The organism is Mitsuaria sp. BK041 (genome assembly GCF_014193085.1).
Lineage (GTDB): Bacteria > Pseudomonadota > Gammaproteobacteria > Burkholderiales > Burkholderiaceae_C > Roseateles.
In genome coordinates this window covers 2,614,193-2,636,438 of record NZ_JACHYT010000001.1, presented here as the reverse complement: position 1 = coordinate 2,636,438, position 22,246 = coordinate 2,614,193, and the positions used below count along the sequence as shown (strand labels likewise).

Below are 22,246 nucleotides of genomic sequence, written 5' to 3'. Positions count from 1 at the left end.
ACTTCCGCCATGTTCCTGTCCAATTTCTCGGTCAAGAAGCCGATCTCGATGGTGGTCATCATCATCGGGCTGATGGCGCTGGGCCTGCTGGCGCTGTCCAAGCTGCGCGTCAACCAGATCCCCGACGTCGAGCAGCCGCTGCTCGTCGTGGGCATCACCTACCCGGGCGCCTCGCCCGAGACCGCCGAGCGCGAGATCATCAACCGCATCGAGAAGTCGCTGAACAGCATCTCGGGCGTGACCGAGGTGCGCTCGACCGCGAGCGAGGGCTACGCGCAGCTGCTGCTGATCTTCAACTTCAACAAGAACATGATCGAGGCGGCCGATGAGGTCCGCAACGCGATCGCCGCGGTCCGCCACAAGCTGCCGCTGGAGATGCGCGAGCCGGTGCTGCAGCGCATCGATCCGTCGGCGCAGCCCATCATGCAGCTGGCGCTGTCGTCGAGTTCGCAGACCCACGCGGAGATCTCCCGCCTGGCCGAGGACCAGCTCGCCGACCGCTTCCGCGCCATCTCCGGCGTGGCCACGGTGACGGTCAACGGCTCGTTGAACCGGGAGCTGTCAGTGCTGCTGAGCGCGCAGAAGCTGCGCGAGTTCAATGTGTCGGTGACCGAGGTCGTCAACGCGCTGAAGATGCAGAACACCACCGCGCCGGTGGGCAAGGTGCGCGGGCTGATGGAGGACCAGTCGATCCGGCTGCTGGGCCGCATCGAATCGCCGAGCGACTTCAACCAGATCGTGGTCAAGCGCTCCGGCGGCGAGCTGATCCGCTTGGGCCAGGTCGCGACGGTGCAGGACGGCTTCGCCGAGCAGACCGGCTTCTCGGTGCGCAACGGCCATCCCAACGTGGGCCTCTCGGTCACCCGCTCGCGCGACGCATCGACGGTGACGGTGGCCGACGCCACCCGCAAGCTGGTCGAGGAGATCAACGCCACGCTGCCCAAGGGCACCAAGCTGGAGGTGACGCAGGACGGCGGCCGCGACGCGCAGGACAGCCTGAACAACGTGATCCACGCGCTGGTCTTCGGCGCCGGCCTGACGGTGTTCGTGGTCTACGTGTTCCTCAACTCGTGGCGCTCGACGCTGATCACCGCGCTGTCGCTGCCCACCTCGGTGATCGCGGCCTTCATCGCGGTCTGGCTGTGCGGCTTCACGCTGAACTTCATGAGCCTGCTGGGCCTGTCGCTGGCCATCGGCGTGCTGATCGACGACGCCATCGTGGTGCGCGAGAACATCGTGCGCCACATGGAGCGCGGCGCCGACCGCCGCACCGCCGCGCTCAAGGGCACCGCCGAGATCGGCATGGCCGTGGCGGCGACGACCTTCTCCATCGTGGCCGTGTTCATCCCGGTGGCCTTCATGCCGGGCGTGTCCGGCGAATGGTTCCGGCCCTTCGGCCTGACCGTGGTGGCCTCGGTGCTGGTGTCGCTGTTCATCTCCTTCACCCTGGACCCGATGCTGTCGGCCTACTGGGGCGACCCGCCCGGGTACCACCATGCGAAGAAGACCGGCGTGTCGCGACTGCTGCAGCGCTTCAATGACTGGTTCGACCACCAGGCCGACCGCTACGGCCTGGTCATCGAGTGGGCGCTGCACCACCGCCGCTGGATGGCCTTCTTCGCGGCGGCGAGCTTCGTGCTGGCGATCGTGCTGCAGTCGACGCTGGGCGGCTCGAGTTTCCTGCCGGCCTCGGACTCCGGCACCATCGCCATCGAGGTCCGCACGCCCGCGAGCTCCAGCCTGGAATACGCGCGGCTGAAAATGGCCGCCGGCTCCGCGCTGGCGCGCCAGCTGCCCGAGACCAAGGCGACCAACGAGTACGTCAACGTCAGCGGCGGTCGCATCTACGTGGACCTGGGCAAGAGCACCGAGCGCAAGCGCAGCGCCGCCGAGATCGCGGCGGACCTGCGCACCCGCGTGGCCCGCCTGGTCGGCGCCGAGTACGTGGTGCTGGACGACCTGAACAACGGCGCGCAGAAGCCGGTGCAGATCCGCTTCCACGGCGCGGAGTCGCGCAAGCTGATGGAGATCACCACCGAGTACATGGCCAAGCTGCGCAATGTGCCGGGCGCGGTCGACGTCGGCCTGTCGGAGCAGGATCCGCAGGACGAGCTGCAGATCGAGATGAACCGCGGGCTGGCCAACTCGCTGGGCATCTCCGTCGGCGACGCGGCCAATGCGCTGCGCGTGGCCTTCGCCGGCGTGGAGGTCGGCGACTGGGTCGACCCCAGCGGCGAGACCCGCGACGTGGCGGTGCGCCTGGCGCCGGAGGACCGCGTCGACGCGAGCAACATCGAGCGCCTGCCGATCGCGGTGAGCGGTGCCGGCGTGATGGTGCCGCTGGAGCAGATCGCGACGGTGTCGATGGGCAAGGGCCCGGCCAAGATCCAGCACTCGGACGGCAAGCGGATGATCGCGGTGTCGGCCAACGCGCATGGCCGCTCGCCCGGCGAGGTGACCAAGGACGCGGTCAAGCTGGCGCGCTCCATCAACTTCCCGCAGGGTTATGGCATCGAGCTGGCCGGCGCGTCCAAGGACCAGGAAGAGGTCTTCGGCGCCATGTTCATCGCGCTGTTCTCCGGCATCGGGCTGATGTACCTGATCCTGGTGATGCAGTTCGGCAGCTTCTCGGCGCCGATCGGGGTGATGTACTCGCTCAAGCTGTCGCTGATCGGCGTGGTGGTGGCGCTGCTGCTGACCAAGGGCACGCTGAACCTGATGAGCTTCATCGGCATCATCATGCTGGCCGGCCTGGTGGCGAAGAACGCCATCCTGCTGCTGGACGCGGCGCGCCAGGAGGAGGCCGCCGGCGTGCCGCGCGAGGAAGCGCTGATGCATGCGGGCCGCAAGCGCTTCCGGCCCATCCTGATGACCACCTTCGCGCTGGTGGCCGGCATGCTGCCGGTGGCGATCGGCGTGGGCGAGGGCGGCGAGTTCTACCGCCCGATGGCCGTGGCCATCATCGGCGGCACCATCACCTCGACCTTCCTGACGCTGCTGATGGTCCCGTGCTTCTACGACAGCATCCAGCTCTTCTTCGATCGCCTGATCGAGCGCTTCCCGCGCCGCGTCGAGCGCTTCAGCGCCGCTGGTGCCTGGGCGATCAGCATCTTCCAGACGCTGCTGGTCGGGCTGGCCTTCCTCACCTGGGTGCTGTTCGTGTTCTGGGTCCTGGAGTGGCTCTACCGGCGCGTGAAGCCGGCGCCGCGCGCCAACGCGGTGCCGGTGGGCGCTGACGACTGATTCGCGTCAGCCGCGCCGAACGCGGCGCCACCATGGGCCGCGGGAGACCGCCGGCCCGTCGTCGCTGGCGCCTTCGTAGGCGCGCGCGGCGGGAGCGTGCAACTCGACCTGCGTGCCGATGCCGGCCTGCGAGTCCAGCCGGTAGGCGACGCCCGCCAGTTCCGCGCGTTCGCGCATGCCCGACAGGCCCCAGTGGCCGGGGCGACCGCCGCGGGCCTTCACCTCGTCCGGCACACCGACGCCGTCGTCGCGGACGAACAGCGTGAAGCCGCCGTCGCCATAGCGGAGCGCGACCTCGATGCGCCCGGCCTGCGCATGCTGGAAGGCGTTGAAGATGGCCTCGCGCGCGATCAGGCAGATCGACGCCGCCAGCGCCGGCGCCAGCGGCCGCGGCGTGCCCTCGACAGTCAACACGAACGCCGCGCCGTGGGTGTGGGAGAGCTCGCGCCCCAGCGCCTCCAGCGTCTGCTCCAGCCCGTTGAGGTCGGGCGGTGGCAGGCGCAGGTCGGTGACGCGGTCGCGGCCTTCGATCAGCAGCGCGTCCGCATCGACCAGCACGCGCTCCATCGCGGCGCGTTCCGTGCCGGGCAGCCGGCGCGCGATCGCCTCGAAGCGCAGGATCAGGCCGTAGACGCCCTGCAGCAGCGTGTCGTGCAGGTCGCGCGCGATGCGCTCGCGTTCCTGGATGCGGGCGGCGAGGCGGTCCTGCTCATGGGCGCGGCGCTGGCGGGCGCGCAGCGCGGCCAGGCCGGCCAGGAGCGCGATGCCGATGGCGACCGCCGCGACGCGGAAGCCCGCGTGCTGCGTCAGCGTCGGCGCGATCTCGAAGCGCAGCGCGGCCGGCGTGGCGCTCCAGGGACCGCGGTCCTGGGACGCTTCGACCCGGAACTCGTAGGTGCCCGGGCCGAGGTTGGTATAGAACGCGCGGCGCCGCGCGCCCGCGTCCTGCCAGTCGCGGTCCTGGCCGACCAGCCGGTAGCGGAAGCGGGTGCGCTCGGGCTGGGCCAGGCTGATCGCGGTGTAGGCAATCTCCAGGTCGCGGGTGCCGGGGGCCAGGCGCAGCAGGCCGTCCGCGCGGGCCGTGCCGTTCACGCCGGCCGCGACGGGCTCGCCATGCACGGACAGCTGGTGGATGTCCACCGCCGGGGGCGCGGCCTCGCCCTCGGGCAGGCGCCGCGGATCGATGCGCACGACGCCGTTGCTCAGCGAGAACCACAGCAGCCCGTCCGGCGTGCGGGCCGCGGTGCGCAGCGGCCAGGACTGTTCGGCGCGACCGGTCAGGCCGTCGAGCAGGTCGAAGCGGCGGCCCGCCGGGCGCTGCGCCGCCTCGGTGGTGCTGGCCAGCGCGCGGCGCACCTCGTCGGCGCGCAGTCGCGTGATGCCGTTCGCGCCGTTGATCCAGAGCTCGCCCTCCGGTGTCTCGACGAGGCCCGACACGCCCTCGAGCGCGTCCGCATCGGCCAGCCGCAGCCGAGGAAACCCGGGCTCGGAAAGCAGTTGCACGCCGCGTTCGCCGCCGACCCACAGGTGCGCGCCCTGGCGCGCGATGACCTTGATCGCGCCGATCGCCAGGCCGTCGGCCGCGGTGAGGCGGGTGGTCTGGCCGGCCTCGTGACGCAGCAGCGTGCCGTCGGAGTAGCCGATCCAGACCCGGCCCTGCGCGTCGCTGGCGATCGCGTCGGGGCCCTTGCGCGGGAAGACGCCCGAGCCCGACAGGCGCGTGGTCTTGCCGTCGGCGTATCGCATCAGCCCGTAGCGATGACCGTTGAACCACAGCGCGCCGGTGGCGTCCTCGGTGATCTCGAACACGGCGGCCCGCCAGGGCTCGCCATCGGGCGTGGGGACGGGCACGAAACGGCCGTTCTCCTGCGTCCACAAGCCGGTGCGACCGCCGGCCCAGAGCCGCTGGCGGCTGTCGACGAAGACCGAAGTGAAGGTGGTCATGCCCGGGTCGGTGGGCACGGCGCGGGGCGTGGTCTCGCCGGGCGCGAGGCGCTGGATCGAATCGCCGGCGGCGACCAGCAGCCCGCCGGACCCGTCGACCGCCATCGCGATGCTGGCGCCGCGGTTGGGCAACTCCACGCGATCGACCGCCGCGCCGCGGAAGCGGTCCAGCCCGCCGTTGGTGCCGACCCAGATCGCACCGTCCCGGTCCTGGAAGACACGCATCACCAGCGGGCCGGACAAGCCCTTGTCGGTGCCGAGGAACTGGGGCCCGGCGTCGTCCGCCGGATCGATCCGGTTGAGCCCGTCCTTCGCGCCGTACCACAGCCAACCAGCGCGATCGAAGGTCGGCACGAAGAAGCTGCGGGGCACCGGCACCGGCGTGGTGGCCGTCCCGATCATGTCGGTGGTCACCACGGCGGCCGAGCCGGCCTTGGCGCCGCCCGCTCCGGTCATGGCGCCGGCGCCTTCACCCGGCAGGGGCAGGCGGAAGAAGCCGCGTACGGCGGGCGAGATGTCGTTGGCCCAGGCGCGGCCATCGGGCCCGATGGTCAGCTGGGTCTGACCCAGCGACGGCACGTCGGAGGCGACGAAGCGGGCGCGGCCCGCGGGCCGGACGAAGACGGTGCGATCGGTGACGCACCAGACGTTGCCGGCCGCGTCGACCGCCACCGACAGCGCGATCGGCGCCTGTCCGTTGCCGTCGTCGAAGCCGGAGCCCGGATCCATCGCGACCCAGCCGGCGCCCTGGCGCTTGAGCAGCGAGCGGCCCGTGGCGACCCAGAGCGTGCCGTCGCGCTCGGCGGCGAAGGCGCGGGTGGAGGTGACGAAATGGCCGGTCGCCGGCTCGACCTGGACGATGCGCCCCTGGCGCACCAGCGCGAGGCCGCCCTCGAGCAGGCCGACCCACAGGCCGTTGTCGGCGGTCGCGAAGAGCGACAGCACCTGGCGGCTGGGCAACTGCTCGCCGGCGATCGCGTCGAAGCGCTCGAAGCGCAGGCCGTCGAAGCGGAACAGGCCGTTGCCGGTGCCCAGCCAGAGGTAGCCGTCGCTCGTCTGCGCGATCGCCATCACCGGCCCCGGCATGCCATCCTTCAGGCCCCAGCTCGTGTGCTGCAGATGGGCCAGGGGCTGCTCGGAAGGCGTCGAGGACTGCGCCTGCGCGGCCGGGCCGGACAGTGTGAGGGCCAGAGCCAGGGCCAGCGCGATGGCGTGTGGCCGGCAGACGCGCGCGGCGGACAGCGAGCCACGCGGGCGCGGCGATGGCATCAAGGGCGGGTTCGGGACGGACATCGAGACGGAGAGACGGGAAAGCACGCGCAAGCGCGAGGATTGTGCCCGCGCGGCCAGCACGATCCGTGCAAGCGCCGGTGACTGGCCTCTCTAAAGGAAAGCGCTCGCCGAAAGTCCCCGGGGAAAGCGCCCGGGGGAAAGCGTCGCGCGCCTTCAGACCACCCGGCCGGGATTCAGCAGCCCGCGAGGATCCAGCGCCTGCTTGATCTGGCGCATCAGCTGCAGGGCCACCGGGCTCTTGCGCTGCGCGAGCTCCTCGCGTTTGAGCTGGCCGATGCCGTGCTCGGCCGAGATCGAGCCGCCGTGCGCGGCCACCTGGTCGTAGACCAGCGCGTTGACCGCCGCCTCGTGCGTGCGCAGGAAGTCCGCGGGCGCGACGCCCTCCGGCGCCTGGACGTTGTAGTGCAGGTTGCCGTCACCCAGATGGCCGAAGTCCACCAGCCGCGAGCCGGGGAAACGCTCGGCCAGCAACCGGTCGCAGCCTTCGACGAAATCGGGGATCCGCGACACCGGCAGCGCGATGTCGTGCTTGATGTTCAGGCCTTCCTCGCTCTGCGCCAGCGGGATGGACTCGCGCAGGTGCCACATCGCATGGCTCTGCGCCAGTGTCTCGGCCACCGCCGCGTCGTCGATGACGCCGCGCTCCAGCGCGTCCTCGAGCAGGGCCTCGAACTGCGCGCGGGCATGGGTCTCGCCCTCGCTGTCCGACAGCTCCAGCAGCACCGTCCACGGCCGCGGGCCCAGCGGCTGCGTCAGCTGCGGGAAATGCTTGCCCACCAGGGCCAGCGACAGCGCGTTCATCACCTCGAAGCCGGTCAGCGCCGCGCCGCAGCGCGCCTGCGCCAGGCCCAGCAGCGCGACCGCGTCGCGCAGCGTGTCGCAGGCGGCCAGCGCCGTCATCCGCGCCAGCGGCAGCGGATGCAGCTTCAGCGTCGCGGCCGTGATCACGCCCAGCGTGCCTTCCGACCCGATGAAGAGGTCGCGCAGGTCGTAGCCGGTGTTGTCCTTGCGCAGGCCGGACAGCCCGTCCCAGACGGTGCCGTCCGCGGTCACCACCTCCAGGCCCAGGCACAGCTCGCGCGCGTTGCCGTAGCGCAGCACCTGGGTGCCGCCGGCGTTGGTCGCCAGGTTGCCGCCGATGGTGCAGCTGCCTTCGGCGGCCAGGCTCAGCGGGAAGAGCAGGCCGGCGTCCCGCGCCGCCTGCTGCACCTGCTGCAGCACGCAGCCGGCGTCGACGGTCATGGTCAGGTTGGCGGGGTCGATCTGGCGCACGCGGTTGAGCCGCTGCAGGCTCAGCAGCAATTGCGTGCCGGAGTCGTCCGGCACGCCGCCCCCCACCAGGCCGGTGTTGCCGCCTTGCGGGACCAGCGGCACGCCGTGCTCGCGCGCCAGCGACACGATCGCCGCGACCTGCGCGGTGTCGGCCGGCCGCACGACCGCCAGCGCGCGACCCGCATAGCGCTTGCGCCAGTCGCGCTCGTAGCCGGAAAGGTCGTGCTCGCCGGGCAGCAGGACATGCGCCTGGCCCAGGCAGGCGCGCAGGGCGTCGATCAGCGCGGCGCTCATGCGGGGTCTCCCGTCGATCCGGCCTCGGCCGTGCGGGCCTGGGCCAGCCGCAGGCGGATCTGCGCCGCGCAGGCGAGGAAGATCGTCAGCGACAGGGCGACCTCGATCCACGCCAGCGCCATGCCGGCGCCGCCCTCGGAGGTGCCGCGCACCAGGCCCTCGGTCATGTAGAGCCAGATCATCAGGCTGACCCAGCGGTAGGTGTAGAGCCGGTAGCGCCACAGGCCGGGCAGCGGCAGCAGCAGCGGCAGGGCCTTGATCGCCAGCGTGCCGCGGCCGGTCGGCGCGAGCCACAGCTCCCAGGCCAGGCAGACCAGCGCCAGCGCCAGCGTGGCGAGGAACGCGACCTGGCGGCTGCCGCGCTCGCGCGCGGTCGGCTCGGTGCGGGCGGTCGGGGGGCGGGCGGTCGTCGCGGTCGCGGGCGGCGCGGTCGGTGTCATCGCGAGGCGATCCGCGGGGCGGCGGCGAGGGTTGACATGGCTGGCATCATAGCCAGCATGTTGAGGGAACCTAGCAGTGATCAGGCGCCGCCGCAGAGCTGGCGCGAGGGCATCCGCGAGCTCGCGCGCGAGCTGTTGACCTGGCCTTACGCACGCACGCTGCGCCTGTTCGTGCAGCGCTTCCGGGAGGAGCGCCTGGGCCTGACCGCGGGCAGCCTGACCTTCACCACGCTGATCTCGCTCGTGCCCCTGCTGACGGTGGCGCTGGCGCTGTTCACCGCGTTTCCGATGTTCTCCAGCTTCCAGTCGGCGCTGGAGAAATACTTCCTCAAATCGCTGATCCCCGACAACATCGCGCGCCCGGTGCTGATGTCGCTGACGCAGTTCGCGGCCAAGGCCAACCGGCTCGGTGTCGTCGGCCTGATCGTGCTGGCGGTGACGGCGCTGTCGCTGATGCTGACGATCGACCGCACGCTCAACCAGATCTGGCGCGTGCAGCGGCCGCGTCCGATCGCACAGCGGGTGCTGGTGTACTGGGCGGCGATGACGCTGGGCCCGCTGCTGCTGGGCGGCAGCCTGACCGTCACCAGCGTGCTGATCACCTACAGCCGGGACCTGGTCGACAACATGCCGCGCGGCCTGGTGGTCCTGCTCAACAGCGTGGACCTGGTGGTGCTGTGGGGCGCGATCGCGGCGCTCTTCCATTACGTGCCCAACACCGACGTGCGTTGGCGCCACGCGCTGACCGGGGCGGCCTTCGTCGCGGTGGCCTTCCACCTGGCCAAGCAGGCGCTGGCCTGGTACGTGAAGCAGGTGCCGACCTATTCGACGCTCTACGGCGCCTTCGCGGCGGTGCCGATCTTCCTGATCTGGATCTACGTCGGCTGGTCGATCGTGCTGCTCGGCGCGATCCTGGCGGCCAATGCGCCGGCGCTGGCCGGCGGCGTCAGCGTGCGCCGCAACCGGCCCGGCATGCAGATGGCGCTGGCGCTGGACGTGGTGCGCGAGCTCGAGGCGGCGCGCGCCGGCGGGGAGTCGGGGTTGTCGATCCTCGCGATGTCGCAGCGCATGAGCGTCGATCCGCTGCAGCTCGAACCGGTGCTCCAGCAGCTGCAGAAGCTGGACTGGGTCGGCCGCCTGGAGGAGGAGGGCGCCCAGCGCGTGGTGCTGCTGTGCGAGCCGGCCTCGACGAGCGCCGAGCCGCTGGTGCGCGCGCTGCTGGCCGAGCGCCAGCCGGGGCTGGCGGCGCTGTGGGAGCAGGCCGGCTGGGGGCGCGCCACGCTGGGCGCGCTGATCGAGCGGCCGGTGCCGGTGGCTAGCGCCACAGCGTGACGGCCGCGCCGCCGAGCACCGCCAGCAGGGCCACGATCGAATAGACCGCCCGCCGGTAGGGCGGCTTGGGCCGCGTGGCGCCGGTGGGCTTCATGCCGTACTTGGGCGTCGCGCCCAGCGGCAGCGCGGCCTTGTCGATCAGCGGCTGCGCGCGGTGCTCGCGGGCGCGCTGCTCGGCCACGCGCAGGCGCGCCGAACCATCGAGCAGCTGGAGCTGCTTCGCCTGGGTCTCGGTGTCGACGGTGGCCGGCTGGGTCGGGGTGGGGATGTGGGGATGCTTCTCTGAAAACGAGCGTTGCTGCATGTGGACTGCCTTGACTGCAATACGCTCCCTCGCCTCCGCGAATCGGGCGATTGTCTCGACCACGACGCGCGGGTCAAGTAACAGGAGGTGATCCGGGGCGTTCGCCGCGATCAGGCGTGCAGCACCACGAGCAGCGCCGTCGCCGCCTTCTTCGACAGGTTGCGGATCGCGTGTGCGCCGTCCACGGCGTAGCGCGCGGTCTCGCCGCTCTTGACGAGCTGGCGGCTGCCGCCGGCCGTGACCTCGAGTTCACCGGCCAGCACGCTCAGGTGCTCGCGCGAGCCGGGCTCGTGCGCGGCGGACTCGAGGGCGCCGCCGGGCTGCACCGTCAGCTCGTACCACTCGAAGTTGCCGGCCAGGTCGATGGGACCGAGGATGCGCAGCCGGCACAGGCCGTCCGGGCTCGACAGCGCCGGCGTCGCATGCGAGGCGACCACCTCGATCGGCGGGGCGGCGGGCCGCTCGCCGCCCAGCAGCTCAGACAACTCCACCCGCAGCGCATTGGCAAGCCGCCACACCACGGCCACCGTGGGATTGGCCTGGTTGCGCTCGATCTGCGAGAGCATGGACTTGGAGACGCCCGCCCGCCGCGACAGCTCGTCCAGCGACAGGCCCTGGGCTTGCCGTAGCGCCTGCAGCGTCGCGCCCACGCGGGGAGGTTCCAGTTTTTCGGAAGGATTGGCGGACATGGGCGGCGGGCGAGGGAATTGGGGCGCGGAAGACGGCGCCTTGACCGGCCTCCGCTCTTCCTTGATACTGCACGGCTGTTCGATATAGCGAACGCGTTCGATTTAACGGATTGTGCCGCAGGAGCACCGCATGACCAACATCGCCTCCCCGTCCACCGACGACTTCTATCGCCACCTGCAGAACGAGCTGCAGGGCATCCGCGACGCCGGCCTCTTCAAGAGCGAACGCATCATCACCAGCCCGCAGGGCGCCATCGTCAAGACGCGTGACGGGCGCGAGGTCCTCAACCTGTGCGCCAACAACTACCTGGGCCTGTCCTCGCATCCGAAGGTGGTGGAGGCCGCCCACGAGGCGCTGCGTACCCATGGCTACGGCCTGTCGTCGGTGCGCTTCATCTGCGGCACGCAGGACATCCACAAGGAACTCGAGCAGCGCCTGGCGCGTTTCCTCGGCACCGAGGACACCATCCTCTATGCCGCCGCCTTCGACGCCAACGGCGGGCTGTTCGAGCCGCTGCTGGGCGAGCAGGACGCGATCATCAGCGACGAGCTGAACCACGCGTCCATCATCGACGGCATCCGCCTGTGCAAGGCCAAGCGCTTCCGCTACAAGCACAACGACATGGCTGATCTGGAGGCGCAGCTGACCGCGGCCCGCGCCGCCGGCGCGCGCCATGTCATGGTCTTCACCGACGGCGTGTTCTCGATGGACGGCACGATCGCGCAACTGGACAAGATGCGCGAGATCACCGATCGCTTCGGCGCGCTGCTGGCGATCGACGAATGCCATGCCAGCGGCTTCATGGGCAAGACCGGCCGCGGCACGCACGAGTACCGCGGCGTGTTCGGCAAGGTCGACATCATCACCGGCACGCTGGGCAAGGCGCTGGGTGGCGCGTCGGGCGGCTTCACGACGGGGCGCAAGGAAGTGATCGAGTTGCTGCGCCAGCGCTCGCGGCCCTACCTGTTCTCCAACACGGTGGCGCCGAGCATCGTCGGCGCGTCCATCGCGGTGCTGGACCTGCTGGAAGGGAGCACCGCGCTGCGCGACAAGCTCGAGGCCAACACCGCCTTCTTCCGCGAGGCCATCCAGCAGGTGGGTTTCCAGATCAAGCCGGGCACGCATCCGATCGTGCCGGTGATGCTGTTCGACGCGGTCAAGGCGCAGCAGCTCAGCGCGCGGCTGCTGGAGCTGGGCGTGTACGCGGTCGGCTTCTTCTATCCGGTGGTGCCCAAGGAGCAGGCCCGGGTGCGGGTGCAGATCTCGGCGGTGCACGAGCGCGAGCACCTGGAGCGGGCCGTGGCCGCGTTCGCGCAGGCGGGCCGCGAGCTGGGACTGGTGAAGTAAGGCGCTGAGAAGAAGATCCCCATGACGACCAAGATCCTGTTGATCGGCGCGAACGGCCAGATCGGTTCCGAACTGGCGGTGGAGCTGGCCAAGCGCCATGGCAACGCCAATGTCATCACCAGCGACGTCGCCCCGCAGGGCCGCGTGCCGCAGCTGACCCACGAGATGCTGGACGTCACCGACGCGGCGGCGCTGGCGGCGGTGGTCAAGCGGCACGGCATCACGCAGATCTATCACCTGGCCGCGGCGCTGTCCGCCACGGGCGAGAAGCATCCGATGTGGGCCTGGGACCTGAACATGAAGGGCCTGCTGAACGTGCTGGAGTTGGCGCGCACGGCGAAGCTGGAGCGCGTGTTCTGGCCGAGCTCCATCGCCGCCTTCGGACCGCAGACGCCCAAGCAGGCCACGCCGCAGACGACGGTGATGGATCCGACGACGATCTACGGCATCTCCAAGCTGGCCGGCGAGGGCTGGTGCCGCTGGTACCACGCCAATCACGGCGTCGACGTGCGCAGCCTGCGCTATCCCGGCCTTATCAGCTGGAAGACGCCCCCGGGCGGCGGCACGACCGACTACGCGGTGGAAATCTTCCACGAGGCGCTCAAGCACGGCCGCTACACCTGCTTCCTGAAGGAGGACCAGGCGCTGCCGATGATGTACATGCCGGATGCGCTGCGCGCGACGATCGAGCTGATGGAGGCGCCGGCGGAACGCATCACCGAGTGGGGCAGCTACAACCTGGCGGGCGTGAGCTTCACACCGGAGCAGATCGCCGCGTCGATCCGCCGTCGCATCGCGGGCTTCACGATCGACTACGCGCCGGACTTCCGCCAGAACATCGCCGCGAGCTGGCCGCAGTCCATCGATGACAGCGTCGCCCAGCGTGACTGGGGCTGGAAGCTGGGCTACGACCTGGACGCGATGGCCGACGACATGCTGGCCTCGCTGAAGGCGCAGGCCGAGCAGGGCGCCTCGGCCGTCCAGGCAGCACAGGCCTGAGGACGTAGAGTCGCGGGCTGTCTTCGTTGCCCTGAACACGCCGTGTCCCGACTCACCGCTGAATTCCAACGCCTCTACGCCGCCGGTTCCGACGGGGCCTCGCGCGCGCTCGTACTCGACGTGGGGCGGCCGTCGGATTGGGAGCTGCTTGCCAACGTGTGGCGCGGCGTGCAGCTCGACCTCGCGCTGCCCGCGCCGGGCATCGCCATCGCCGGCGAGAACAGCTACCAGCTGTGGTTTTCGCTGGAGCGCGGCTGCGCGCCTGAGGCGGCCGCCGCCTTCTTCGAGGGCCTGAAGTCCCGATACCTGGCCGGCATCGCGGGCCCGCGCATTCGCTGCCTGACGGAGCCGCCGGTGATGCCGGCCGAAGTCCGGGAAGGGCAATGGTCGGCGTTCGTCGCACCGGATCTCGCGCCGGTGTTCGTCGAGGCGACATGGCTGGATATCCCGCCCGGCGCCGAAGGGCAGGCGGATCTGCTGAAGTCCTTGAAGTCGATCACGCCGCAGGCGTGGGAAGCGGCGCTGGCGACCCTCGCGCCGCGCGGCCCACAGGACGTCGCGCGCTCCGACGGGCGCGTGGACCGCGCATCGACCGGCGAGGCGACGCCGGAAGCGCCGCAGGTGACGTCGGCGCCTGCTGTTCCGTCAGCCATCCCGACGAACTTCACCGACCCCCGCGCCTTCCTGCTGCACGTCATGAACGACGCGACGCTGCCGATGGCGATGCGGATCGAGGCGGCCAAGGCCTTGCTGCCTGAATCGGGCAAATCCTGACCGGCTGCTGGCAGCGCCGGTCCGATGTCGGCATCGACAGGTCAATGACCCGGACCTCCCACCGCGACAGAGTTGCAGGCTTCCCTTTTGGAGTTGCCACTCATGTCGCCCAGTGCTGCCGGATCCCCATCGATGGTGTCGCCCGAGGACTTGTACATCCTCGATGTCACCGAATTCTCCAAAGACCTCTATCGGTTGGGGAACGGCACCTGGCCGCTCTTCACCGACGGGCGTGCCCGTATCGACGTGCCGGTGGTCTTGCAGAACGGCGTTGAGGTTGTCCTCGCCGATGGCAACGGATTTTCGGCGTTCGACAAGATCATCCCCGTCATGCGTGTTCGGGGGCGGAAGGTCTGGCGCATCATGAAGGGTGCGGAGATTCCTGCGGACCTGGTCGTGGTGAAGGATCTGCGTCCGAACCACCATGGCCATTACATGATCGCTCCGGCCAGGGCGATGCCGCTCAAGAAATACCTTGGCGCGCTGGAGGAACTCGGAATGGATCGGAATCGGGTTCAACTCATCGAGGAAGGAGATTCAGATGCCTGTTAGGTTCATCGTCAGCGAGTACAACTTGCTCTGGGAGGCGCTGAAGCTCTACGAGCGCCATCTGCAGCAGGCGTCCTCCGAGGCGGAGAGTGAAGATGCGCAGATCCTGGCCGACGAGAAGCTGATCAAGCTCGCGGCCATGTTCAAGGACGTGCAGGCCGGTGCACAGGACGATTGGGGACTGACTCTGAGTTGATCTTCATGTGCCGGGCGCCCTTGGCCGTGCGAGAACCCTGCGCTCAAAAGCGGATCTTCCCGGTCCAGATGTCCTTGTACATGACCCAGTCGCCCATGAAGCTGTAGAGCGGGCGCTTGAACGAGGCGGGCTTGTTCTTCTCGAAGCCGAAGTGCCCCACCCAGGCGAAGGCGTAGCCGCACAGCAGCCCGACCAGGATGAAGCCCCAGCGCTGCGTCGCGAGCGCGTAGGCCAGGAAGGCCAGCCCCAGCGTCGAGCCGACGAAGTGCAGTCGGCGGCAGGTGCGGTTGCGGTGCTCGCCGAGGTAGAAGGGATAGAACTCGGCGAAGCTGCGCATCGCCTTCACGCGGTCCGCGCCGGCGTCCGAGTCGCGCGGCGCGTGGGGCAGGGGGCTGGTGCTCATGGGCGTCTCCTGGCGCGGCCCTCGCGGGGCCGTCTGCGGGTGAGGGACTCACCGTACGGCGCTCAGCCGAGCGCCGCCTTCAGCGCATTCAACATCCCTTCCGGCGCCTCGGTCATCAGTGAATGCCCGGCCGGCAGCGTCTGCACCCGCGCGCCCAGCAACTCGGCCAGCTGCTTCGCCGCCTTGGGCGGCGTCATCGCGTCCTTCGCGCCAAGAATGAGCTCGGTCCGCACGCCGGCGGCCGTCAGCTTCGCGGCGGCCTGCGGCGCACCCTGGTAGCGATCGCAGACCAGGAAGTCGTGCTCGAACAGGTTGCCCCGTTCGCCGTAGCCATCCTGCATGCGCTCCATCAGCGCGAGGTTGCCGCCGTGCAGCCAGGCGCCCGGACCGGGGTAGGACGGCTTGCCGGCGGTCGTCGCATGCGAGAACGCGTTGACCATGGCCATCGCCGCCCGCGGCCGCTCGCGCGAGGTGGCCAGCAGCGCGTCCGAGACCTTCATCGGCCAGGCCGTGCCGACCATCGCCAGCCTGGCGATGCGCGCCGGGCGCCGTGCCGCGGCCTCGAGCGCGATCAGCGATCCCATCGAGTGCCCGACCAGCGAGACCGCGCGGTCGGCCGTCACGCCGGCGGTGTCCAGCAGCGCGTTGATCCAGTCGCCGAGCGCCTCGACGTCATCCAGCGCCGGCCCTGCGCTGCGGCCGTGGCCGGGCAGGTCCACCGCCAGCACGCCGCGCCCGTGGTGGGCGAAGTAGCGGGCCAGCAGCGTCCACACGCTGTGGTCGTGCAGCGCGCCGTGGATGAACACGACGACGGGCAGCGTCGCATCGAAGCGCTTGCCGCCGGTGTAGGCGTAGGCCGGGCGGCCCTGGACGTTCAGCTTCATCGCGCTCATTTGGCGGCCACCTTCAATGCGGACTTGAGATCGGCGATCAGGTCCTCGGGATCCTCCAGGCCGATCGACAGCCGGATCGTTCCTGCGCCGATGCCGGAGGCGGCGAGCGCCGCGTCGTCCATGCGGAAATGCGTCGTCGAGGCCGGATGGATCACCAGCGAGCGCGCATCGCCGACATTGGCCAGGTGCGAGAACAGCCGCAGCGATTCGATGAAGCGGCGGCCGGGCTCGCGGCCGCCCTTCAGGTCGAAGCTGAACACCGCGCCGGCGCCCTTGGGCATCAGGCGCTGCGCCAGCGCGTGGTCGCGGTGCGAGGGCAGGCCGGGGTAGTTGACGCGTTCGACGATGTCCTGCGATTCGAGGAACTCGGCGATCCGCTGGGCGTTGCTCACGTGGCGCTGCATGCGCAGCGGCAGCGTCTCGATGCCTTGCAGCATCAGCCAGGCGGTGTGCGGGCTCATGCAGGCGCCGAAGTCGCGCAGGCCTTCGCGGCGCGCGCGCAGCAGGAAGGCGCCCACCGTGCTTTCCTCGCTGAACACCATGCCGTGGAAGCCGTCGTAGGGTTCGCAGAGTTCGGCGTAGCGGCGGCGGTCGCCGCTGGCCGCGTGGGCGCGGTCCCAGTCGAAGCGGCCGCCGTCGACCAGCAGCCCGCCCACCACGGTGCCGTGGCCGCAGAGGAACTTGGTCGCCGAGTGATGGACCAGGTCGGCGCCCAGCGCGATCGGCTGCTGCAGGTAGGGGGTTGCGAAGGTCGCGTCCACCAGCAGCGGGCGGTGGGCGTCGTGGGCGATCTGGGCGATGGCGGGGATGTCCAGCACGTCCAGTCCCGGGTTGCCCAGGCTTTCGCCGAGCAGCAGCCGGGTCTCGGGCCGGATCGCCGCGCGCCAGGCGTCGAGGTCGCCGGGCCGGACGAAGGTTGTCGAGATGCCGAAGCGCTTGAGCGTGTAGTGCAGCAGATTGTGCGAGCCGCCGTACAGCGCGCTCGAGGCCACGATGTGGTCCCCGGCGCTGGCGATCGTGGCGATGGCCAGGTGCAGTGCGGCCTGGCCGCTGGCGGTGGCGATGGCGCCGACGCCGCCGTCGAGTGCGGCGATGCGTTCCTCCAGCACGGCGGTCGTCGGGTTGGACAGCCGGGAGTAGACGTGTCCGCTGCGCTCCATGTTGAACAGGCCGGCGGCCTGTTCGGCGCTTTCGAACACGAAGGAGGTGGTCAGGTGCAGCGGCACGGCGCGGGCGCCGGTGCTGGGGTCGGGCGCGGCGCCGGCGTGTAGCGCCAAGGTATCAAAGCCCGGGTCGGAAGGACCTGACATGGGTGGTCTCCTGCTTGTCATGCGGTGGGGTGAGGTCTGGCGCCGGGCATTGTGTGCTATGTTGGCGGCCAACTTTTCCTCACGTTTTTCTCAGGCGACCATGAAAGTCTCCGACATCCTGCGCGTCAAGGGCAGCACGCTGTTCACTGTCTCTCCGGACACGCCGCTGGCGCAAGCGGCCGAGACCATGGCCGAGCGCGACATCGGCTCGCTGGTCGTGATGGAGTTTGGCGACCTGGTGGGCATGCTCACCTTTCGCGAGGTCATCCAGGCGGTGGTGGGCAACGGCGGGAGTGTCGGGACGCGGCTGGTGCGCAGCGTGATGGATGATGCGCCGCTGACTTGCACGCCGGAGACCGAGATCGACGAGGTGCGGCGGATGATGCTGGGTCGTCACGCGCGCTACATGCCGGTGCTCAATGGCAAGCAGTTGATGGGCGTGATTTCGTTCTACGACGTGGCCAAGACGGTGGTGGATGCGCAGGATTTCGAGAACCGAATGCTGAAGGCCTACATCCGGGATTGGCCGTCCGAGGACGGCGCCCAGCCCTCCTGACGCGACTCGCGCACAAGAAAAAACGCCCCGCTTCCACGGGGCGTTTGTCTTTGCCCACCGCGCCCTCGGTCAAGGGGCAGTCGTGCGCGGCGAGACAGATGTGATGCCTGCCGCGGTGTCCGGCTGGGATGCGGGGCTAGGCGCAGACCGGAGCCATAGCGGCGCCATGGCGAGGATCTGCAACGCCGCCCCGCGCCCAGCCGGGCGCCGCGGCGGGCGTCACATCCAGGCGACGCCGTAGTAGTCGTAGACCTTGCGGCCGTACTCGTCGGTGTACTCGGGGCGATCGGTCTGGGCGTAGCGTGGGGCTTTCTCGAGCTGGTCTTCGCGCAGGGGGACGACGTAGCCGTCGAGGCTGGTGTCGTACTTGAGCATGTTCCAGGGGATGGGATAGCGGTCGGTGCCGATGCCCATGAAGCCGCCGAACTCAAGGGCTGCATAGCGGACGAGGCCGGAGCGCTTGTCGATCACCAGGTTGTCGATGGTGCCGAGCTTGTCGCCGTTGCCGTTGTAGACCTTGGTGCCTTCGACGCGATCGGAGGCGATGGTGGTGCTGGCCATGAGGGGGATCTCCTAGTCAGTTGCGATAAGGGGAAGGAGGCAAATCGCGTGCCGCACTGCTCCGCGCGGCGCGCCCGCTCGTACGCAACTCGACCGGGAATTTCCCTTGCCTGAACAAGGGAACTCTTCACCGCCGCGCCGCGGCCCTCCCGCATGCCCAAGCTGCCCACCGCCGTCCGTGAAGCCGTCGACATCGTCAGCGAGGCCGCGCAAGGCTGGAGCGACGACAACGCGCCCAGCATGGGCGCGGCGCTGGCCTACTACACGCTGTTCTCGATCGCGCCGCTGCTGCTGATCGTCATCAGCGTGGCCGGGCTGGTGTTCGGCGAGCAGGCCGCGCGCGGCGAGGTGATGGCGCAGCTCTCGGACCTGCTGGGCACGCAGGGTGCGATGGCCGTGGAGGACCTGCTCAAGCGCGTGAACCGGCCCGACGAGGGCGGCTGGGCCGCCGCGATCGGAACCGTCGTGCTGCTGGTGGGCGCGACCTCGGTCTTCGCCGAGCTGCAGAACTCGCTCAACCGCATCTGGAAGGCGCCGCTGGTGAACAGCGGTCCCGTCTGGAAGAGCCTGCTGACGCTGCTGCGCAAGCGGCTGCTGTCCCTCGGGCTGATCCTCGGCCTGGGTTTCCTGTCGATGGTGTCGATGGTCGCCAGCGCCGCGCTGGCGGCGATCAGCAAGTGGTGGACCGGCTGGCTGGGCGCGGAGTTCGTGCTGCTGGCGCAGGTGCTGAACGCCACGCTCGCCTATGCGCTGATCACCGTGATGTTCGCCGTCATCTACAAATGGGTGCCGGACGTGCCGGTGCGCTGGCGCGACGTCTGGGTGGGCGCGCTGATCACCTCGGCGCTGTTCAGCCTGGGCAAGACGCTGATCGGGCTCTACATCGGCCGCAGCGGCGTCAGTTCCGCCTACGGCGCGGCGGCCTCGCTGGTGGTGATGATGCTGTGGGTCTACTACTCGACGCAGGTCTTCCTGATGGGTGCCGAACTCAGCTGGGCCTTCGCCAAGCGCCACAGCCTGCGGGAGCAGGCGGCCGCCACCGCGGCGCGGGCGCTGCAGGCTCGCTGAAACCTTTGTCGGCGCGGTGCCGACGCCGCGCCGACGTCCCGCAGCCGTTCCCCTGACGACCCGTGGATGCCCGATGAACACGGGGATTCCGGCCATCAGGTCCGTCGACGCCGGCATGAGGTTTGCCTTGATCCCTTGTGGATTCGGCGGCATGGGCCGCCGGGTTTGTACAACCGGCGAAACGCCTGAAAGGAAGTGCCATGAACCAGTATGGGCAACGAGGCAGACAGGATCAGCGTCAGGACAACCAGTGGGGCCAGGGCGATCGCGATCGTTCGCACTACGGGGCGCAGACGGGCAGCCAGCGCGGCCAGGACCGATCGCGGGAGGACCAGCAGGCGGCCTACCAGGGCTCGAGCTTCCAGGCCGACCGGGATGACTCGCGCGGCGGCACCTACGGCGGCGGTTACGGCGGCAGCTACGGCCAGGGCCGCGACGAGCGCGACGACTACCGCCAGGACTACCGCAGCCACGGCGACTTCCAGAGCCAGGGTGGCTACCGCGGCGGCTACGAGAACGAAGGTTGGGGCGGTGATCGCGGGCGCTCGATGAGCGGCAACTACGGCGGGGGCAGCCAGGGCGACAGCGGCGGCTACGGCGGCTACAGCGGGTCCGGCGACTACGGCAGCCGAAGCTACGGCGCCTCCAGCGGCTACGGTCGCGACAGCACCGGCTCGGGCGGCTATCGCGACCAGGGACCGCGCCATGAAGGCTGGCGCGAGGACGCCGGTCGCCGCGGCGACTATGGCGGCATGGCCGGCTCCAGCTCGAGCAGCAGCTATGGCGCCTCGCTCGGCGAGCATTACGGCGGCAGCCAGGACGCGCAGGGCGGTGGACTCGAAGGTCGCGGTTATCCGGGCAGCCAGCGTGGCGGCTATGGCGGCCAGTCCGGCGGCTACGGCGGGCAGTCTGGCGGTTATGGCGGCCAATCCGGCAGCTATGGCGGTTCGGGTGGTTCGGGCAGCTACGGCGGTTACGGCGAACAGGGCGGCGGCTACGGCGCCCAGTCGCAACGCCGGCAGCATTACGACCCCGACTACGAGCAGTGGCGCGCCGAGCAGATGCGCAGCCTCGACAACGACTATCACGGCTGGCGCCAGGACCGCTACCAGAAGTTCTCCGAGGACTTCAACAAGTGGCGCTCGGAGCGCTCCTCGCGGCAGGGCTCTTCCAGCGGCACCGGATCCTCGTCGGGGCAGTCCATGAGCTCGCAGGACACCAGCGACTCGACACGCTTCGGGCAGGGCGGCAACACGCTGGGCAGCGGCACCGGGACGCACGAGAGCGGCCAGTCCACCACCAGCGGGTCGTCCAGCCTGTCCAGCGCCTCCACCGGCGCCACGCCCGGCGCGTCCAGCAGCGCGACGCCGGGCTCGTCCTCCGGTTCTTCCTCGGGGTCGTCCTCCAGCAAGACCAAGTGAGGCCGCGATGAGCCGCGCGTCGCGGTGACGCGATCAGCGCGGCGGTACAACGGAACGGCAGCCGAACGCGAGCGGGCGATCACGCGGCAGACCGCGTGGATGCTCGCTGTTGGTCCGGCATGCCGCTTGCCGCGCGAGCCTCATGATCGCGACGAGCCTCGAACAGCGCGCCCGCCCGCCCAGTCCTCCGGGACTGGGCGAGGCGGGCGTTCCCGTGCTCGACGGCGCGGCGCCGGTCGACGCGCGCTCGCTGGCCGAGGCGCGCCATCGCCGCTGGTGCAACGTGCGCCGCGTGCTGCTGGTGCGGCTCGACGGCGTCGCCGGCGTGCTGGCCTCGACGGCCGCCTTCGCGGCCCTGCACGAGACGATGCCTTGGACGCAGCGGACGCTGCTGGCCGCGCCGGAGGCCCTCGTCCTGCGGCCGCACCTGCAGGCGGTCGACGAACTGCTCACCTTCAACGCGCCCTGGACCGCCGACGGCGCCGCCGCGCTGAACGCGGAACCGTCCACCATGCGCGGCGATGCCGAGATGCACTTGGTGCGCAAGCTGCGCCGCAGCCACTTCGACGCGGCGGTGCTGTTCGCGGCCTCCTCGCAGGCGGCGTTGCCGGCGGCGCTGCTGTGCCGCATGGCCGGCATCCCGCTGACGCTCGCCCAGGTGCGCGAGCCGGCGCACGGGCTGCTCAGCGATGAACTGCTGGGCGACGACACCGCCCAGGACGACACGCGTCGCCAGCTCGATCTGGTCGGCCATGTGGGCATGCGCACGGCGGACGAGCGGCCGCGGCTGCGCCTGCTGCCCAAGGACAGTCACCAGATGCGGAACGCCTTGCAGCAAGCGGGGTTGCGCTTCGGTCAGCGCTACCTGCTGGTGTGCCCCGGCGGCGGCGGCGCGCGGCACTGCCCGGTGGCGGCCTATGCCGCGGCCGTGGATGTGCTGATCGACACCTGGGCGGACGACACCGCGGTGGTCCTGTGCGCGCTGCCCGGCGACGAGGCCGCGCTGGCGGAATTGCGCGCGGCCATGCCCGCGCGGGGACAGGTCTTGCCGCCGGTGGCCTCGATCGGCGAACTGGCGGCGCTGGCCGCCGACGCGCGCGTGATGATCGCCGCGGACGACCTGCCGCTGACGGTCGCCGCCGCCGCGCGGGTGCCGGCGGTGCTGCCCGGTCAGGCCTTGCGACGGGAGATGAGCCCGCCCTGATCGCGGCCGGGCTGTCCCGTGTTCGGAAGGTCGGCGGCGGACCGTAACGCCACCCGCCGATGTCCCGAAAAACGGTGCGAAATCGTCACCGAACGTTCCGCCGGGCACGGCGCTTGCCCTTGTCGCGGGCCGCGCGCGGACGTGCGGCGCCTG

General features: G+C 70.3%; 20 protein-coding genes. 11 read left to right on the top strand and 9 right to left on the bottom strand.

Annotation, left to right across the window (positions count from 1 at the left end; genetic code table 11):
* Positions 1 to 9: 9 nt before the first annotated feature.
* Complete coding sequence (locus tag FHT38_RS11160; RefSeq protein WP_091724813.1) at positions 10 to 3,243, top strand: efflux RND transporter permease subunit; 3,234 nt, start codon at positions 10 to 12, stop codon at positions 3,241 to 3,243.
* A gap of 6 nt (positions 3,244 to 3,249) precedes the next feature.
* Here FHT38_RS11160 and FHT38_RS11155 read toward each other — a convergent pair whose 3' ends face one another.
* From FHT38_RS11155 to FHT38_RS11145, 3 genes are all read right to left on the bottom strand, one after another.
* Positions 3,250 to 6,456: a sensor histidine kinase gene (locus tag FHT38_RS11155; protein ID WP_183491802.1), complete on the bottom strand. Its 3,207-nt coding sequence runs from the start codon at positions 6,454 to 6,456 to the stop codon at positions 3,250 to 3,252.
* Between the two features lie 177 nt (positions 6,457 to 6,633).
* Positions 6,634 to 8,046 carry an FAD-binding oxidoreductase gene (locus FHT38_RS11150; RefSeq protein WP_183479856.1) on the bottom strand — a complete coding sequence of 471 codons (1,413 nt, stop codon included), beginning with the start codon at positions 8,044 to 8,046 and terminating at the stop codon, positions 6,634 to 6,636.
* The gene (locus FHT38_RS11145; RefSeq protein ID WP_183491801.1) at positions 8,043 to 8,486 is read right to left on the bottom strand and encodes a DUF2069 domain-containing protein; all 444 of its coding nucleotides are present in this window, start codon (positions 8,484 to 8,486) and stop codon (positions 8,043 to 8,045) included. Before FHT38_RS11145 ends, FHT38_RS11150 begins: the two co-directional genes overlap by 4 nt.
* A gap of 57 nt (positions 8,487 to 8,543) precedes the next feature.
* Here FHT38_RS11145 and FHT38_RS11140 point away from each other — a divergent pair, with 57 nt between their 5' ends.
* A complete protein-coding gene (locus tag FHT38_RS11140; protein ID WP_255488657.1) occupies positions 8,544 to 9,818 on the top strand; it encodes a YihY family inner membrane protein in 1,275 nt (424 codons plus the stop codon).
* Here the strand turns inward: FHT38_RS11140 and FHT38_RS11135 are convergent.
* Both FHT38_RS11135 and FHT38_RS11130 read right to left on the bottom strand, forming a co-directional pair.
* On the bottom strand, positions 9,802 to 10,122 hold the full coding sequence (locus tag FHT38_RS11135; protein ID WP_183491799.1) for a hypothetical protein: 321 nt from the start codon (positions 10,120 to 10,122) through the stop codon (positions 9,802 to 9,804). The two genes, FHT38_RS11140 and FHT38_RS11135, sit on opposite strands and share 17 nt — an antisense overlap.
* Positions 10,123 to 10,232: 110 nt before the next feature.
* Positions 10,233 to 10,811 carry a helix-turn-helix domain-containing protein gene (locus FHT38_RS11130; protein WP_091724807.1) on the bottom strand — a complete coding sequence of 193 codons (579 nt, stop codon included), beginning with the start codon at positions 10,809 to 10,811 and terminating at the stop codon, positions 10,233 to 10,235.
* Positions 10,812 to 10,941: 130 nt separating this feature from the next.
* Here FHT38_RS11130 and kbl point away from each other — a divergent pair, with 130 nt between their 5' ends.
* From kbl to FHT38_RS11105, 5 genes are all read left to right on the top strand, one after another.
* Positions 10,942 to 12,159 carry a glycine C-acetyltransferase gene (gene kbl / locus FHT38_RS11125; RefSeq protein WP_183491798.1) on the top strand — a complete coding sequence of 406 codons (1,218 nt, stop codon included), beginning with the start codon at positions 10,942 to 10,944 and terminating at the stop codon, positions 12,157 to 12,159.
* Between the two features lie 21 nt (positions 12,160 to 12,180).
* On the top strand, positions 12,181 to 13,158 hold the full coding sequence (locus FHT38_RS11120; RefSeq protein WP_183491797.1) for an NAD-dependent epimerase/dehydratase family protein: 978 nt from the start codon (positions 12,181 to 12,183) through the stop codon (positions 13,156 to 13,158).
* Between the two features lie 42 nt (positions 13,159 to 13,200).
* Entirely contained in the window at positions 13,201 to 13,932 is a 732-nt protein-coding gene (locus FHT38_RS11115) for a hypothetical protein (protein ID WP_183491796.1), read from the top strand.
* 102 nt (positions 13,933 to 14,034) lie between these two features.
* Entirely contained in the window at positions 14,035 to 14,484 is a 450-nt protein-coding gene (locus tag FHT38_RS11110) for a hypothetical protein (RefSeq protein WP_255488656.1), read from the top strand.
* Positions 14,474 to 14,677, top strand: coding sequence for a hypothetical protein (locus FHT38_RS11105; RefSeq protein WP_183491794.1), 204 nt, complete (start codon positions 14,474 to 14,476; stop codon positions 14,675 to 14,677). Before FHT38_RS11110 ends, FHT38_RS11105 begins: the two co-directional genes overlap by 11 nt.
* A gap of 43 nt (positions 14,678 to 14,720) precedes the next feature.
* Here FHT38_RS11105 and FHT38_RS11100 read toward each other — a convergent pair whose 3' ends face one another.
* The 3 genes from FHT38_RS11100 to FHT38_RS11090 form a co-directional block, all read right to left on the bottom strand.
* Positions 14,721 to 15,080 carry a DUF962 domain-containing protein gene (locus FHT38_RS11100; RefSeq protein WP_091724803.1) on the bottom strand — a complete coding sequence of 120 codons (360 nt, stop codon included), beginning with the start codon at positions 15,078 to 15,080 and terminating at the stop codon, positions 14,721 to 14,723.
* Positions 15,081 to 15,142: 62 nt separating this feature from the next.
* Positions 15,143 to 15,964: an alpha/beta fold hydrolase gene (locus tag FHT38_RS11095; RefSeq protein WP_183492460.1), complete on the bottom strand. Its 822-nt coding sequence runs from the start codon at positions 15,962 to 15,964 to the stop codon at positions 15,143 to 15,145.
* A gap of 5 nt (positions 15,965 to 15,969) precedes the next feature.
* On the bottom strand, positions 15,970 to 17,283 hold the full coding sequence (locus tag FHT38_RS11090) for an O-acetylhomoserine aminocarboxypropyltransferase (protein WP_091724802.1): 1,314 nt from the start codon (positions 17,281 to 17,283) through the stop codon (positions 15,970 to 15,972).
* Between the two features lie 100 nt (positions 17,284 to 17,383).
* Here FHT38_RS11090 and FHT38_RS11085 point away from each other — a divergent pair, with 100 nt between their 5' ends.
* Entirely contained in the window at positions 17,384 to 17,839 is a 456-nt protein-coding gene (locus tag FHT38_RS11085; protein ID WP_091724801.1) for a CBS domain-containing protein, read from the top strand.
* A 219-nt stretch (positions 17,840 to 18,058) separates the two neighbouring features.
* Here FHT38_RS11085 and FHT38_RS11080 read toward each other — a convergent pair whose 3' ends face one another.
* Positions 18,059 to 18,400 carry a PRC-barrel domain-containing protein gene (locus FHT38_RS11080; protein WP_147242765.1) on the bottom strand — a complete coding sequence of 114 codons (342 nt, stop codon included), beginning with the start codon at positions 18,398 to 18,400 and terminating at the stop codon, positions 18,059 to 18,061.
* 153 nt (positions 18,401 to 18,553) lie between these two features.
* Between FHT38_RS11080 and FHT38_RS11075 the strand changes: the two genes are divergently transcribed.
* From FHT38_RS11075 to FHT38_RS11065, 3 genes are all read left to right on the top strand, one after another.
* Complete coding sequence (locus FHT38_RS11075; RefSeq protein WP_147242766.1) at positions 18,554 to 19,468, top strand: YihY/virulence factor BrkB family protein; 915 nt, start codon at positions 18,554 to 18,556, stop codon at positions 19,466 to 19,468.
* 200 nt (positions 19,469 to 19,668) lie between these two features.
* Positions 19,669 to 20,889 (top strand): hypothetical protein, encoded by a 1,221-nt coding sequence (locus FHT38_RS11070; protein ID WP_183491793.1) that lies wholly within the window; start codon positions 19,669 to 19,671, stop codon positions 20,887 to 20,889.
* A 142-nt stretch (positions 20,890 to 21,031) separates the two neighbouring features.
* The gene (locus FHT38_RS11065; RefSeq protein ID WP_183491792.1) at positions 21,032 to 22,093 is read left to right on the top strand and encodes a glycosyltransferase family 9 protein; all 1,062 of its coding nucleotides are present in this window, start codon (positions 21,032 to 21,034) and stop codon (positions 22,091 to 22,093) included.
* The last annotated feature ends 153 nt before the right edge of the window (positions 22,094 to 22,246 follow it).